Here is a 14,254-nt window from a genome sequence, read left to right on the forward strand (position 1 = left end):
AGGTTGTAGGGAGCCAAACTATGAACTTAAAAGAGATGGAGAAGAACTCAGCGCAAGCTGTGATTCTACTCAAAGCCATGGCCAACGAGCGTCGCTTACAGATTTTGTGCCTATTACATGGTACTGAGCTGTCAGTTGGGGAGTTGTGTGGCAAGTTGGAACTGAGTCAGTCTGCTTTATCTCAACATCTTGCTTGGTTGAGAAGAGATGGTTTGGTCGAAACTCGCAAAGAAGCTCAAACTGTGTATTACACATTGAGCAGTGAAGAAGTAAAAGCGATGATTAACCTACTGCATGGTATTTACTGCAAGTAGCTTATTGCTGGTAGGAGGGGGATTTCTTATCAGTGATAGAATGACACAAGGAAGTGTCAGTATTTCATGTCGAATGTTAGTGCCTATCTATTTACCTACCTATTTATCTATTTTCTTGTCTGTTTATTTTCTAGTTGTCTGTTTTTTATATGCTTAGTTGTCTATCGGTCAGCGATATATCTTGTAGTCAGCGATAGGCCTTTTAGTCAGCAAATGCGTGTCAGTTAGCCAAATGCCTTTTAGTAAGCTGGTATCTGTCGGCAAACCACGTGCTTTTAAGTAAGCTAAGTAATGTTTAGTAAGAAAAATCGCTGTGTTACTCAAAATTTAGATATAAAAAAACCGGCCGAGGCCGGTTTTTTTCGTTTTGCGTTGTAATCAAATTTCTATTAAAGAGCTTTGATTGCAGCAGCGAAACGAGACTTATGACGTGCAGCTTTATTCTTATGAATAAGGCCTTTAGTCGCCATGCGGTCTAGAAGAGGTGTAACTTCTACAAGAGCAGCAGTTGCAGCTTCTTTATTGCCAGCTTCAATAGCTGCAATAGTTTTTTTCATGTAAGTGCGCATCATAGAACGACGGCTAGCATTGTGCTGGCGACGTTTCTCAGCTTGGATAGCGCGCTTCTTAGCAGATTTACTGTTTGCCAAGGTCTAACTCCCAAAAACTTAGTTCGGTGACAATTTAAGGGCGAGGACTATCCCTCATAGGCGCTTAATTGTCAAATGATTTGTGCAAAAACCAATCTCAACCAAAACAAATTTTGGTATGGAAAGGTCATCGCGGTTAAGATGGCGGGGATTCTAACAGCATTTTTAGACCAATGCTAATAATTATGCTTCTAAGGACAGGATAGTATTTATCCTTGCTTGAAAGTAATCAACCAGTGTCAGAGGTTTCTGTGAGTAAACGACTATTAAAGTCAGGCCTGATTGTCAGTGCAATGACTTTTGTTTCCCGTGTGTTGGGGCTAGTACGTGATGTAGTAGTAGCAAATTTGATGGGAGCAGGAGCGAGTGCCGACGTATTTTTCTTCGCTAATAAAATTCCTAATTTCTTACGTCGACTTTTTGCAGAAGGTGCGTTTTCTCAAGCGTTTGTTCCTGTATTAACAGAATATCACGCCGCAGGTGATAAAGATAAGACACGAGATTTAATTGCTAAAGTGTCGGGTACGCTCGGGGTTTTAGTGTCTATAGTGACCGTTATCGGAGTCTTGGGCTCGGGTGTGATCACTGCGATGTTTGGTGCAGGTTGGTTTATCGACTGGTTGAATGACGGCCCAGCAGCCCCTAAATTTGAGCTGGCGAGCTTTATGCTCAAGATTACCTTTCCTTATTTATGGTTTATTACCTTTGTTGCCTTATCTGGTGCAATCCTCAATACCATGGGTAAATTTGCGGTTTCGTCATTTACACCTGTTTTCTTGAACGTAATGATCATTGCTTGTGCTTGGTTTCTTGCTCCTAATTTAGAACAGCCTGAAATTGGCTTGGCAATCGGTGTGTTTCTTGGTGGTTTAGTCCAATTCCTTTTCCAAATGCCTTTCTTGATAAAAGCGGGTGTTCTGGTTAAGCCGAAGTGGGGCTGGAGAGATCCGGGCGTTGTAAAGATCCGCACGCTAATGATCCCAGCTCTGTTCGGTGTATCGGTCAGCCAAATTAACTTATTGTTTGATACCTTTATTGCTAGCTTCCTAGCGACCGGTTCGATCAGTTGGTTGTATTATTCAGACCGACTGCTTGAATTCCCACTAGGTCTATTCGGTATTGCGATTGCAACTGTCATTCTTCCTGCTTTGTCTCGTAAACACGTTGAAGCTCAAGGTGAAGGGTTTGCGCACACAATGGACTGGGGTGTGCGTATGGTGTTGCTGCTTGGCATTCCTGCGATGTTAGGCCTGATAGTGTTAGCTAAGCCGATGCTGATGGTGCTCTTCATGCGTGGTGAGTTTTCGCCACATGATGTACAGCAAGCATCAATGTCATTGGTTGCTTACGCATCGGGTTTGCTTAACTTCATGCTGATTAAAGTGTTAGCTCCGGGCTATTACTCTCGCCAAGATACTAAAACCCCTGTGAAGTACGGCATTATCGCTATGGTTACCAACATGGTGTTCAACGCGATTTTTGCGTATTTCTATGGTTATGTTGGTTTGGCGATTGCGACGGCCTTGTCTGCCTTTGTGAATATGGCCTTGCTATATCGGGGTTTACATCTTGCGGGTGTCTATCAATTAACTAAGACAACCTTGTTGTTTAGTGCCAAGTTGCTTGTCTCTGGCGTAGTGATGGTCGCGGCGATTTTATGGCAGTTGGATAATATGCAACATTGGCTTGAATGGAGCTTTAGCCAGAGAGCGCTGACATTAACAGGCTTGATTGGACTTGGTGGCTTTGTTTATATTGTTTCGGTACTGATTTTAGGTATCCGAGTAAAACATTTAAAAGCAGCGACAGATTAATACTGATTAGTATATAATCCGTCGGTTTCACACAATAAATGATGCAAATAACAGGTTTTAGCTGATCATAATGGAACTGATCCGAGGTATACACAATATTAAAGCGCAGCATCATGGCTGTGTATTAACCATAGGTAACTTCGATGGTGTTCATTTAGGACATCAAGAGGTTCTGAGTCAGGTTTCTAAACAAGCTGCAGCATTAGGGCTCCCTTCTGTTGTCATGACGTTTGAACCACAGCCTATGGAGCTGTTTGCCCGAGGTAAAGCGCCAGCACGTTTAACTCGCTTACGAGATAAATATGTGCAACTGAGTAAGCTAGATATCAGTCGGTTGTTGTGTGTGAATTTTAATCAGTATTTTGCAAGCTTATCCGCAGAAGCATTCATTAAGGATCTTTTGGTTGATAAGCTTGGTGTGAAATTCTTAGTGGTTGGTGACGATTTTTGCTTTGGCAAAGGTCGAACAGGTAATTTCGCGATGCTTAAAGAAGCAGGTGAAAAATATGGTTTTGAGGTGGTAAGCACCCAAAGCTATTGCTTAAATCAATTACGAGTAAGCAGCACTGAGATACGGAATGCACTAGCGGTCGATGATTTGGCTGCAAGTGCTACCATGTTAGGGCGTGACTACAGTATTAGTGGTCGTGTGTCTCATGGTCGAAAACTAGGGAGAACTATCGGTTTCCCTACCGCTAACATTCCATTAAAGCGTTGTGTTTCTCCTGTATCGGGAGTGTATGTTGTTGAAGCATTGGATATCGACGGTGTTCCTGTCGGTGGCGTTGCCAATATTGGACAACGACCAACGGTTAATGGTGTAAGGCAGCAATTAGAAGTGCACTTTTTTGACTTTAAAGCCAATTTATATGGTAAACAGTTAGAAGTACGACTTTTGCACAAACTGCGCGACGAGATAAAATTTGAATCGTTCGACGCACTAAAGAATCAAATAGAATTGGATGCTGAAGCCGCAAGGGTGTGGCTGCTTCAGCTAAAGAATTAGTCGGATGATTCCACCGATTAACATAATGTCTAACTTCGCCCAATATAACGGAATTAAGAATCGATGAGTGATTATAAAGATACCCTGAACTTACCAGAAACAGGGTTCCCAATGCGCGGCAATCTGGCAAATCGTGAACCAGAAATGCTGAAGCGTTGGTACAAAGAAGATCTTTACGGCGAAATCCGTAAGGCAAAGAAAGGTAAAAAATCTTTCGTGCTGCATGATGGCCCTCCATACGCGAACGGCGACATTCACATTGGCCACGCGCTGAATAAGATTCTTAAAGACATTATTATCAAATCTAAGACCCTTTCTGGTTTTGATGCACCGTACATCCCAGGTTGGGACTGTCACGGTCTTCCAATCGAGTTAATGGTTGAGAAGAAGAAAGGTAAGCCTGGTCAGAAGATTTCGGCTGCTGAATTCCGCGAAGAGTGTCGTAAGTACGCTGCGGGCCAAGTTGAAGGTCAGAAAGAGAGCTTCAAACGTCTTGGTATCATGGGCGAGTGGGATAAACCTTACCGCACTATGGATTTCGGCACTGAAGCGAACATCATTCGTTCTCTAGGAAAAATCGCAGACAAAGGTCACCTTCTTAAAGGTTTCAAACCTGTTCACTGGTGTACTGACTGTGGTTCTGCTTTGGCTGAAGCTGAAGTTGAATATAAAGATAAAGTGTCTCCATCTATCGATGTGAAATTTACAGCAGCTGACGAAGCGGCGCTTCTAGAGAAATTTACTCTAGCTGAAGGTCACGCGGGTCAGGGCGAAATCTCTATCGTTATCTGGACGACAACACCTTGGACTCTGCCGGCTAACCGCGCAGTATGTCTACGTGATGATCTTGAGTACGTACTTATCCAAGTTGAAGCGAATGGCGAACAGCCAGCTCAACGTATCGTTGTTGCTTCTGAACTAGCAAAAGACGTAATGGATCGTGCGGGTATCGAGCACTTCCATAACCTTGGTTTTGCGACTGGTGCTGATCTTGAGCTTTCTCAGTTCAATCACCCGTTCTACGACTTTACTGTTCCTGCTGTTCTTGGCGACCACGTTACAACGGATTCAGGTACTGGTGTGGTTCACACTGCGCCTGGTCATGGTCAAGAGGATTTCGTGGTTGGTAAGAAGTACGACCTAGAAATCGCTAACCCAGTAGGCTCAAACGGCGTTTACCTGCCAGATACTGAGCTATTTGCTGGTCAGCATGTATTCAAAGCGAACGATTCTGTTTTAGAAGTTTTAAAAGAGAAAGGTGCACTACTGCATCACCACGCTTACGAGCACAGCTACCCACATTGTTGGAGACACAAAACTCCAATCATCTTCCGTGCAACACCACAATGGTTCATCTCTATGGATCAAGCTGGCCTACGTGCAAAAGCACTTGAGTCAACGAAGAGTGTTGAATGGATGCCAGAATGGGGTCAAAGCCGTATCGAAGGTATGATCGAAGGTCGCCCTGAGTGGTGTATCTCTCGTCAACGTACTTGGGGTGTGCCAATTGCTCTGTTCGTTCATAAAGAAACATCAGAACTTCACCCAGATAGCCCAGCTCTTATTGAAAAAGTAGCGAAGCTTGTTGAAGAAAAAGGCATTCAAGCTTGGTGGGATGTAGATGCTGCTGAACTGATGGGTGCTGAAGACGCTGACAAGTACGAGAAAGTACTTGATACGCTAGACGTATGGTTTGACTCAGGTGTAACGCACTTCTCTGTTGTGGATTCACGTGAAGAGTACAACTTCCCGAATGAAGAAAGAACGCACAGTGCTGATCTTTACCTTGAAGGCTCTGACCAACACCGTGGCTGGTTCCAGTCATCATTGATTTCATCTATCGCGATGAAAGACGAAGCACCATACAAGCAAGTGCTAACGCACGGTTTCGTGGTTGATGGTAACGGCCGTAAGATGTCTAAATCTATCGGTAACGTGGTTGCTCCTAAAGATGTAACCAACAAGCTAGGCGCCGATATTCTACGTCTATGGGTTGCTTCTACGGATTACACTAACGAAGTTGCGGTTTCTGACGAGATCCTTAAGCGTTCTGCTGATGCATACCGTCGTATTCGTAACACGGCTCGTTTCTTCCTAGCGAACTTGAACGGTTTCAACCCTGAAACTGACCTAGTACCTGCTGAAGAAATGGTCGCACTTGATCGCTGGGCTGTTGGCCGTGCTCAAGCTGCACAAGAAGAGATCGTTAAAGCATACGGTGAGTACAACACTCACGGTGTAACTCAACGTCTAATGCAGTTCTGTTCTATCGAAATGGGTTCTTTCTACCTAGACGTAATTAAAGACCGTCAGTACACAGCGAAACAGGGCAGCCATGCTCAACGTAGCTGTCAAACGGCGCTTTACTACATCGTAGAAGCTCTAGTTCGTTGGATGGCGCCTATCATGACGTTCACTGCAGATGAAATCTGGAACGAGATGCCTGGCGAACGCGACACGTTTGTATTCACAGGCGAGTGGTTCGAAGGCCTATTTGGTCTTGCTGATGACGAAGAGCTAAGCAACGAATTCTGGACTGAAATCCAGTCAGTTCGTGGCGCAGTGAACAAGCTTCTTGAAGATGCTCGTAAAGAGAAAACGATCGGTGGCGGACTGCAAGCTGAAGTGACTCTATACGCTGACGACGCGTTAGCGGCTAAAATCAACAAGCTAGAAGATGAGCTACGTTTCGTACTTATCACATCAACTGCTGTTGTTAAGCCACTAAGCGAGAAATCTGACGTTGCTCAAGCGACAGACGTTGCAGGTCTATTCGTTGAAGTTGCAGCAACTGAAGCTGAGAAGTGTGACCGTTGCTGGCACCACACTCCAGATGTAGGCACAATTGAAGGTCACGAGAAAATTTGTGGTCGTTGTGTGTCGAATATCGACGGTGAAGGCGAAGTGCGTAAGTTCGCATAACGACTCAGAGAAAGACTGAACTTTTTGTAAAAATCATAGCCCCAGTATCAACTGGGGTTATTTTTAATTATAGGAAATGTGTTTAACCGAGTTGAGTGCTCATCCTCCCTTAACAAGGATGATTAAATGGGTACTGGCTTCGTAAATACTAGGAATAGAAATGAGTGAAGTTTCGTTAAAACAATCTGGTGTGCGTTGGTTATGGCTGGCTCTGTTGGTCTTCCTTGCAGATATTGGCATCAAACTATTCGTTATGGACAATATGGGTTATGGCTGGGCAAACCGTATTGAGGTGTTGCCATTCTTTAACTTTTTGTATGTCCATAATTATGGTGCAGCATTTAGCTTTCTGAGCGATCAGAGTGGCTGGCAGCGTTGGTTATTTACTGGTATCGCCTTTGCGGTAACTGGCATGCTGACATACTGGATGAGTAAACTACCTGCAGCAGAGAAGTGGAATAACATTGCTTATGCGATCATCATTGGTGGCGCGGTAGGTAACGTATTTGACCGAGTAGTACACGGCTTTGTTGTCGATTACTTAGATTTCTACTGGGGTACTTACCATTGGCCTGCGTTTAACTTAGCCGATATGGGGATCTGTATCGGTGCTGCGATGATCATCTTAGATGGCTTTCGCAAGAAAGATGAAAGCAAATAGGCTACTCAGGCATTAATGAGTATTAAGTAAATCGCTTTTAAATAGATTGCCCTAAAGTCAGTCTATGACTCACAGAATAGAATAGCCCTAAGCGCTGTCGGTTGATTCCGACGGCGCTTTTTTTTATGCTTCAGTCAACAAGGAAGCAAAGCACAGCGCATCCTCAAATAATAAAGAAATCTAAGGAAAGTAACGTGGCAGCAATTAAAAATGATTCAGCAGTAACTCTACATTTTACGATTAAAATGAAGGATGGTTCAGTTGCCGATAGCACCGAAAATATGGGTAAGCCTGCGAAGTTCGTTATGGGTGATGGCAGCCTAAGTGAGAACTTTGAACAGTGCCTGATTGGTCTTGAAACGGGGACTGAAAAGTCTATCGAATTGAAGGCGCAAGACGCCTTTGGTATGCCAAATCCAGATCATATCCATCATATGGATCGTGCTAAGTTTGTTGGCGATTCTGAAGTCGAAGTTGGCACTATTATGGCTTTCTCAGGTCCTGATGGTATGGAAATTCCAGGTATTATCACTGAGATCGCGGGTGATTCAGTGACGGTTGATTTTAATCATCCATTAGCAGGCCAAGACGTTACGTTTGACGTCAACATCTTAGCAGTGGACTAACTATTTTAGCGGTGGATTAACTATCTTAGCGTTAGAATAGCTATCTTAACTTTAGAATCGCTATCTTGACGGTTGAATAACATCACCTTACAGCTGTGATGTAACCCAGAGCTTCACTGTCTAGGCGCTTCACTGTAGAATGCGAGCCTCGCTGACAGCGAACTCTATAGAAGCAACCTTAGTACCGCGGTAAATGATGAGCAATGAAATGAAAATAATGTTAGCTAACCCTCGTGGCTTTTGTGCCGGTGTCGATCGTGCGATCAGTATTGTTGAGCGTGCACTCGAAATGTACCAGCCACCGATCTATGTTCGTCATGAAGTGGTACACAACCGCTTTGTTGTTGAAGGGCTAAAGCAACGTGGTGCTATTTTTGTCGAAGAGTTAAGTGAAGTGCCAGACGATAACATCGTGATCTTCTCTGCTCACGGTGTTTCTCAAGCCGTTCGTAAAGAAGCGAAAGAGCGCGAACTCACCGTATTTGATGCAACGTGTCCTTTGGTAACCAAAGTCCATATGGAAGTTGCTCGTGCGAGCCGCAAGCATATGGAAGTGGTTCTGATTGGTCACGCGGGTCACCCAGAAGTGGAAGGCACCATGGGTCAGTACGCTAGCCAAACAGGTGGAATGTACTTGGTTGAGAAACCAGAGGACGTACAGAACCTAGTGGTGAATGATCCAAGTAACCTGCATTACGTTAGCCAAACCACGTTGTCAGTTGATGAAACTGCAGACGTGATTGAAGAGCTGCGTCGAGTGTTCCCTGAGATCCAAGGCCCACGTAAAGACGACATCTGCTACGCAACTCAAAACCGTCAGGACGCAATTCGTGAGATGGCCGGTGATGTTGATGTGGTGATAGTTGTTGGTTCTAAGAACTCATCGAACTCAACTCGTTTAAAAGAGCTAGCTGAGAAGCTCGGTACGCCAGGTTATCTAACAGACTGCCCTGAAGACATTCAAACTGAATGGGTTGAAGGGAAAAAGAAAATCGGTGTAACAGCCGGTGCTTCTGCTCCTGAAGAGTTGGTAAACCAAATCTTAGATCGTATTCGTGAGCTGGGTGCTACCGAGGTTGAAGAGATTCAAGGTCGTGAAGAGAACATGTTCTTCGAAGTACCGAAAGAGCTGCAGATTAAGCAAGTCGACTAATCACTATTGATGTGTGACAAGATCGATTCGTAACTCTATCGATTCGCAAACACTAAAAAGCCAACGTTGATGCGTTGGCTTTTTTGATCGTACTTTGGAACAAGGCGTCGAATTTCTAATGGGTTACTGGAGACCGAGTAGCTCTTTCAGTGTCTTGAGGTAGCGGCGGCTGACAGGCACTTCAAAACCAGTCAGTGTGATGATCTCGGCTAACCCATTCTCTAACAGTTTGATTTCTTGGATCGACTTTATGTTGATCAAGTATTGTCGATGACAGCGGATTAAGTCGGTTTTTTCTTCCAAGATCTTTAGGGTTAACTGCGATGTTGCTGTTTGTGATGAGCTACGAACATGAACACCACTGATATCGGAATAAGCACACTCTACCGTTTGGCTTGCCATGATCACAATACGGTTATGGCCGATGCACGGGATTTGCTCTAAACGGCACGGAGCAATGGCAGAGATGTCTTGTTCCGGCGCTTTGTGGTTCTGCTTGATGACCTTATTCAGACGACAAACACTCTTGTTTAATCGACAAGGTTCAACTGGCTTGAGTAGGTAGTCAAAAGCGTTATCTTCAAAGGCTTGAATCGCATATTGGTCGTAGGCAGTGACGAAGACCACGTAAGGCATGGTATCTGGATCAAGCATGCTTAACAGTTCAATCCCGGTAACCTGCGGCATTTGGATATCCAAATACACCACATCAGGCTTGAGCAGATTGATCTGTTTAAGTCCTTCGATCGCGTTACTTGCTTGGCCGATGATTTCCACTTCTCCGGTTTCGGTCAGTAGCTCAATCAGTTCTTCGCGAGCAAAAAGCTCATCATCGACAACTAATGCCTTTAACATCCTACAATCTTCATCTTGGTTCAATCCCTGTTTGATTCACGCTTATCTTTTAAATGTCTGCTTCTAAATGTTTCAACTCGGAGCGATTCGTCTCCGAAAATACCTTTATTTTAGTATAGGTATGATAAAGCTCATTCGAGTGAATTGCTGTGGTTGAGATTCTATTTTTAGTGCTGAATCTTGTCCAAAGAAATTAGTGAGTCGTTTGTCAACAATTTCCATCCCTAAACCGACATGGTCTTGAGAAGGCTTTTGATAGTTGCCTGCATTGTCTTCCACGATCAGCTTAAATCCACCCTCGAAGGCTTCGCTATAGATCTTCACTTGGCCGCCTTCCAACATGTTTGAAATACCATGCTTGATGGCGTTTTCAACCAGTGGCTGCAGGGTAAAGCTTGGCAGTTGCGACTCATACAGTTGTGGGTCGATATCCCATTCCACTTCTAATCGATCGGTAAAGCGTGCTTTCTCTATGGTTAGATACGCATTAACGTGTGCCAGTTCATCTTTGAGCTTTACAGTGTTGATGTTCTGCTTCAGGTTACTTCTAAAGAAGTGAGACAGATGCTGAATTAGCTCCCGAGCTTTATCTGGGTCGCGACGTGTCACTGCGCTGATTGTGTTAAGCGCATTAAACAAGAAGTGTGGGTTCACCTGTGCATGCAGCAGTTTGATTTCCGCTTGGGTGAGCAGCGTTTGCTGTTGTTGATAATTACTAAACAGGATCTGGCTCGACAATAGCTGAGCGATACCTTCACCCATCGACATATTGATGGTCGAGAATAGTTTCAACTTTGGCTCATACAGTTTGATGGTTCCGATGACTTCGTTTCCTGCTCTTAACGGGATAATTAGCGCGGAGCCTAACTTACAATCCTGCGAAAGGGAGCATTGGTATGGATTCTCTTTGCCATCAAGGTAGATGATGTCGTTCTGTTCCATCGAAGTGAGCGTGCTCTGCGATGAAATAGGGGTGTTCGGAATATGGTGTTCATCACCAATCCCGATGAACGCTAGGATTTTTTCTCGGTCGGTGATCGCCACCGCACCAACGTTAGTCTCTTCGTAAATGATACGCACGATTTTTTGCGCATTATCCGAATTGAATCCACCATGCAAAATACCCACTGAACGCTCGGCGATGGTTAATGCGCGGCGTGAGAAAGTTGCCGAATACTTCTCGAAGATGGTTTTCCGATCTTGGATGATGCTCATGAACAGCGCCGCACCCACTGAGTTAGCAATGATCATTGGCGCGGCAATATCAGAAACCAGAGCGTAGGACTGCTCGAATGGTTTCGCGACCGCTAACAGAATTAGCATCTGAATAATCTCTGCAAACAAGGTAACAGAGAAAACCACCAATGGATTAAACAGCTGGCTGGCTTTGTTCTTTCTGACGAGATAAACGTGCAATAGGCCGCCAATCAAGCCTTCAGCTGTGGTGGAAATAGCACAAGCCAAGTCTGTGAAGCCGCCTAATGAGTAACGGTGAATACCGCCAGTAAAGCCGACGGCAAAGCCAACGACAGGGCCGCCAAATAGACCACCCATGACCGCACCCATCGCGCGCGTATTGGCTATCGCGTCATTAATCTGCAGTCCAAAATAGGTGCCCATAATACAGAACAGAGAAAACAGAACATAACAGCTGACTTTATGACTTAAGCGTGAAGAGATGCTCAACAAAGGGAGAATCAGTGGAGTTTTACTTAGCATGTAAGCAATTACTAAGTAAACACAGGTTTGTTGCAGCAGAGAGAGAATGAGTTCCATATTTTCACCTATTGAGACGCTGGTTAAGTGTAAAGCTCATTGCGTGGTAACGGTAGCTTTGCTTGTGTTTTCGTTGGTTATATCGAGTGACGATTGCTTGTCAGGCGGAGATACCAATATTGATGTACTAATGCTGAGATACAGTAAAGCCCATCACAGAGGACGGGCTTTAGTCATAATTTCCACGAATCACTGGGTGATTACGGGAGCAAGCGAAGTGTGTTTGGCTTGTTCTTTCGTCTCTCTATGAAGACGTGTCTCTTGTTCTCAGGAGTCTGAAAGAACTAGGCGGTTTTGGTGACGCCTTTTGCTTCTTTTTCTTCTTCATCAGCAAGGTCGATATCGCCTTTGCCTTTTGAAATTTTGATAACGTAAGCAGCAATTCCGAATGCACTCACCACGCCGATGATGGTTGAAAGTTGCATTGGCAGACCGAAGCCCAGTTGGCTATTGTTCAGGATGAATGTGATACACACAGATGTCATGAACACAGCTGGAACCGTGGTTACCCAGTGCAATTTATTGTGACGAAGTAGGTAAGCCGAAGCTGTCCATAGCATCATTACTGCTGTTGATTGATTAGCAAAACCGAAGTAACGCCAGATGATACCGAAATCAACTTGAGTCAGGATGCCACCAAGAACGAACAATGGGAGAGCCATCAGTAGGCGGTTACGCAGTGTTTTCTGTTCCATGTTGAAGTATTCAGCAAGGATAAGACGGCTTGAACGGAATGCAGTGTCGCCAGAAGTGATAGGTAAGATAACCACGCCAAGGAAAGCAAGGATACCGCCAAATACACCCAGTAGGCCAAATGAAGCGCTGTAAACTACGTTACCAGGGCCACCGTTTGCAATCGCGTCAGATAGAGACTCAACTGAACCGAAGAATGACAGAGCAAGTGCACACCAAATTAGGGCGATGATGCCTTCACCAATCATTGCACCGTAGAATACGAAGCGACCGTTCTTTTCGTTTTCCATACAACGAGCCATCAGTGGTGACTGAGTTGCATGGAAGCCAGAGATAGCACCACAAGCGATAGTGATAAACAGAGCAGGCCAAAGCGGTAAGTCGTTAGGGTTCATGTTAGTGAACATGTCTTTCATCTCGAAGCCACCCATGATTTGGTGCTCGTCAGATAGACCAATCGCAGTGATTAGACCAACAGACATAAAGATAAGCAGAGCACCGAACAGTGGGTAGAAGCGACCAATAATTTTATCGACAGGGACAATCGTTGCGATGATGTAGTAAGCAAAGATGATGACAACCATGGTGCTCGTAGACATTACGAAATCAGTTTGGTCGTTCACTAGGTTAGTGATCATGCCTGCTGGAGCTGAAACGAATACCACACCAACAAGAAGCAGTAGAACAATGGCAAAGATGTTCATAAAGTGTTTTGCGCCATTGCCTAGGTAACGTCCAGTGATGGTTGGAACCGAAGCGCCACCATTGCGGATAGATAACATACCTGAGAAGTAGTCGTGTACGGCACCTGCGAAGATACAACCTAGCACGATCCAAAGCATTGCTGCTGGGCCGTAAAGGGCACCCATGATAGGGCCGAAGATTGGACCTACACCTGCAATGTTAAGCAGTTGAACTAGGTAAACCTTTGGAGTCGACATTGGAACGAAGTCCACGCCGTCTTGCTTGGTGTGAGCGGGTGTTTGACGCTTTTCATTGATACCGAAAATCTTCTCGATAAAGGCACCGTAAATAAAGTAGCCACCAATGAGTGCTGCAACACAGGTAAGAAACCACATCATAATTTGTTATCCCTGAATGTATTAATTAAGTCAGGGTGTATATTAAAGGAGTGTATGAGAAGAAACTTCCGCTATGAGAGTGAGTGGTCGAATAGCTAATTAAGTGGTGTTATAACTGATTGAGCGGTTTGTTCTCTTGCTGAAGAGGACAACAATAGACAATGAGTGGACATCAGTACGTGTTCAGCGGAGAATCGCCACAATGGCAGCGCTTCGTCAGGAAGTGGTGAAGTAACAATATAAAGGATTGAAATGAAAAAAATAATAGCACTATTCGCCGTGGCATTTAGCCTTGCAGGATGCAGCGCCAATGTTCAAGATTTAGCGGCCGAAGGCAATTGGCAAGAGATTGGCTATCGTGACGGGATCAAAGGTAACACTCAACGTTCTTACCAAGAGATGACTAAGCTTGGAACGGTAGACCAATCAAGCTACAGCAAAGGTTACTATCTAGGTGTTGCTGAATACTGCAACCCAAACCATGCTTATCAAATTGGCTTATCTGGCCAGGTTTATGAAGGCGTTTGTTCAGGTACGGAAGACGCTCAACGTTTCCGTATGGAATGGCAGCGCGGCTGGGATGAGTTTTCTAACGACTACTAAGCTCAAACTAGCGATTAGAAAATAAAAAGACCAGTGCCGCATGTGTACTGGTCTTTTTGTATGTCGTTAAAGTAGCTGTCTAAATGAGAAGCTACAAAC

Annotated in this window: 12 protein-coding genes; 8 read left to right on the plus strand and 4 right to left on the minus strand. The window is 44.6% G+C overall.

The window, feature by feature from the left end:
* Positions 1 to 20: 20 nt before the first annotated feature.
* Positions 21 to 314, plus strand: a complete 294-nt coding sequence (locus tag DUN60_RS01155; protein WP_004735028.1) for an ArsR/SmtB family transcription factor — start codon at positions 21 to 23, stop codon at positions 312 to 314.
* 389 nt (positions 315 to 703) lie between these two features.
* On the opposite strand, the gene rpsT is transcribed toward DUN60_RS01155, so the two are convergent.
* Positions 704 to 964 carry a 30S ribosomal protein S20 gene (gene rpsT, locus DUN60_RS01160; RefSeq protein ID WP_012603273.1) on the minus strand — a complete coding sequence of 87 codons (261 nt, stop codon included), beginning with the start codon at positions 962 to 964 and terminating at the stop codon, positions 704 to 706.
* Positions 965 to 1,215: 251 nt separating this feature from the next.
* On the opposite strand from rpsT, the gene murJ reads away from it, so the two are divergent.
* From murJ to ispH, 6 genes are all read left to right on the plus strand, one after another.
* The gene (gene murJ, locus DUN60_RS01165) at positions 1,216 to 2,778 is read left to right on the plus strand and encodes a murein biosynthesis integral membrane protein MurJ (RefSeq protein WP_114634293.1); all 1,563 of its coding nucleotides are present in this window, start codon (positions 1,216 to 1,218) and stop codon (positions 2,776 to 2,778) included.
* A 70-nt stretch (positions 2,779 to 2,848) separates the two neighbouring features.
* Positions 2,849 to 3,784: a bifunctional riboflavin kinase/FAD synthetase gene (ribF, locus tag DUN60_RS01170; RefSeq protein ID WP_017077722.1), complete on the plus strand. Its 936-nt coding sequence runs from the start codon at positions 2,849 to 2,851 to the stop codon at positions 3,782 to 3,784.
* A 63-nt stretch (positions 3,785 to 3,847) separates the two neighbouring features.
* Complete coding sequence (ileS, locus tag DUN60_RS01175) at positions 3,848 to 6,706, plus strand: isoleucine--tRNA ligase (protein ID WP_114632992.1); 2,859 nt, start codon at positions 3,848 to 3,850, stop codon at positions 6,704 to 6,706.
* A gap of 160 nt (positions 6,707 to 6,866) precedes the next feature.
* Positions 6,867 to 7,367: a signal peptidase II gene (lspA, locus tag DUN60_RS01180; RefSeq protein WP_004735054.1), complete on the plus strand. Its 501-nt coding sequence runs from the start codon at positions 6,867 to 6,869 to the stop codon at positions 7,365 to 7,367.
* Positions 7,368 to 7,561: 194 nt separating this feature from the next.
* Complete coding sequence (gene fkpB / locus DUN60_RS01185; protein ID WP_012603277.1) at positions 7,562 to 7,993, plus strand: FKBP-type peptidyl-prolyl cis-trans isomerase; 432 nt, start codon at positions 7,562 to 7,564, stop codon at positions 7,991 to 7,993.
* A gap of 196 nt (positions 7,994 to 8,189) precedes the next feature.
* Positions 8,190 to 9,146: a 4-hydroxy-3-methylbut-2-enyl diphosphate reductase gene (ispH, locus tag DUN60_RS01190; RefSeq protein ID WP_029222310.1), complete on the plus strand. Its 957-nt coding sequence runs from the start codon at positions 8,190 to 8,192 to the stop codon at positions 9,144 to 9,146.
* 123 nt (positions 9,147 to 9,269) lie between these two features.
* Here the strand turns inward: ispH and btsR are convergent, their stop codons facing one another.
* The 3 genes from btsR to DUN60_RS01205 form a co-directional block, all read right to left on the minus strand.
* Positions 9,270 to 10,001, minus strand: a complete 732-nt coding sequence (btsR, locus tag DUN60_RS01195) for a two-component system response regulator BtsR (RefSeq protein ID WP_004735051.1) — start codon at positions 9,999 to 10,001, stop codon at positions 9,270 to 9,272.
* A gap of 105 nt (positions 10,002 to 10,106) precedes the next feature.
* Positions 10,107 to 11,777, minus strand: coding sequence for a sensor histidine kinase (locus DUN60_RS01200; RefSeq protein ID WP_114632993.1), 1,671 nt, complete (start codon positions 11,775 to 11,777; stop codon positions 10,107 to 10,109).
* 284 nt (positions 11,778 to 12,061) lie between these two features.
* Positions 12,062 to 13,552 (minus strand): carbon starvation CstA family protein, encoded by a 1,491-nt coding sequence (locus tag DUN60_RS01205; RefSeq protein ID WP_102446024.1) that lies wholly within the window; start codon positions 13,550 to 13,552, stop codon positions 12,062 to 12,064.
* 252 nt (positions 13,553 to 13,804) lie between these two features.
* Here DUN60_RS01205 and DUN60_RS01210 point away from each other — a divergent pair, with 252 nt between their 5' ends.
* On the plus strand, positions 13,805 to 14,155 hold the full coding sequence (locus DUN60_RS01210) for a DUF2799 domain-containing protein (RefSeq protein WP_017091341.1): 351 nt from the start codon (positions 13,805 to 13,807) through the stop codon (positions 14,153 to 14,155).
* Positions 14,156 to 14,254 lie beyond the last annotated feature (99 nt).

Origin of the sequence: Vibrio splendidus (genome assembly GCF_003345295.1) — a bacterium.
Lineage (GTDB): Bacteria > Pseudomonadota > Gammaproteobacteria > Enterobacterales > Vibrionaceae > Vibrio > Vibrio splendidus_K.

Excerpts from the sequence above, each read along its gene's own strand:
- ispH (WP_029222310.1), top strand. The coding sequence starts at position 8,190 with ATGAGCAATGAAATGAAAATAATGTTAGCTAACCCTCGTGGCTTTTGT.
- ribF (WP_017077722.1), top strand. The coding sequence starts at position 2,849 with ATGGAACTGATCCGAGGTATACACAATATTAAAGCGCAGCATCATGGC.
- ileS (WP_114632992.1), top strand. The coding sequence starts at position 3,848 with ATGAGTGATTATAAAGATACCCTGAACTTACCAGAAACAGGGTTCCCA.
- DUN60_RS01155 (WP_004735028.1), top strand. The coding sequence starts at position 21 with ATGAACTTAAAAGAGATGGAGAAGAACTCAGCGCAAGCTGTGATTCTA.
- DUN60_RS01200 (WP_114632993.1), bottom strand. The coding sequence starts at position 11,777 with ATGGAACTCATTCTCTCTCTGCTGCAACAAACCTGTGTTTACTTAGTA.
- lspA (WP_004735054.1), top strand. The coding sequence starts at position 6,867 with ATGAGTGAAGTTTCGTTAAAACAATCTGGTGTGCGTTGGTTATGGCTG.
- DUN60_RS01210 (WP_017091341.1), top strand. The coding sequence starts at position 13,805 with ATGAAAAAAATAATAGCACTATTCGCCGTGGCATTTAGCCTTGCAGGA.
- DUN60_RS01205 (WP_102446024.1), bottom strand. The coding sequence starts at position 13,552 with ATGATGTGGTTTCTTACCTGTGTTGCAGCACTCATTGGTGGCTACTTT.
- btsR (WP_004735051.1), bottom strand. The coding sequence starts at position 10,001 with ATGTTAAAGGCATTAGTTGTCGATGATGAGCTTTTTGCTCGCGAAGAA.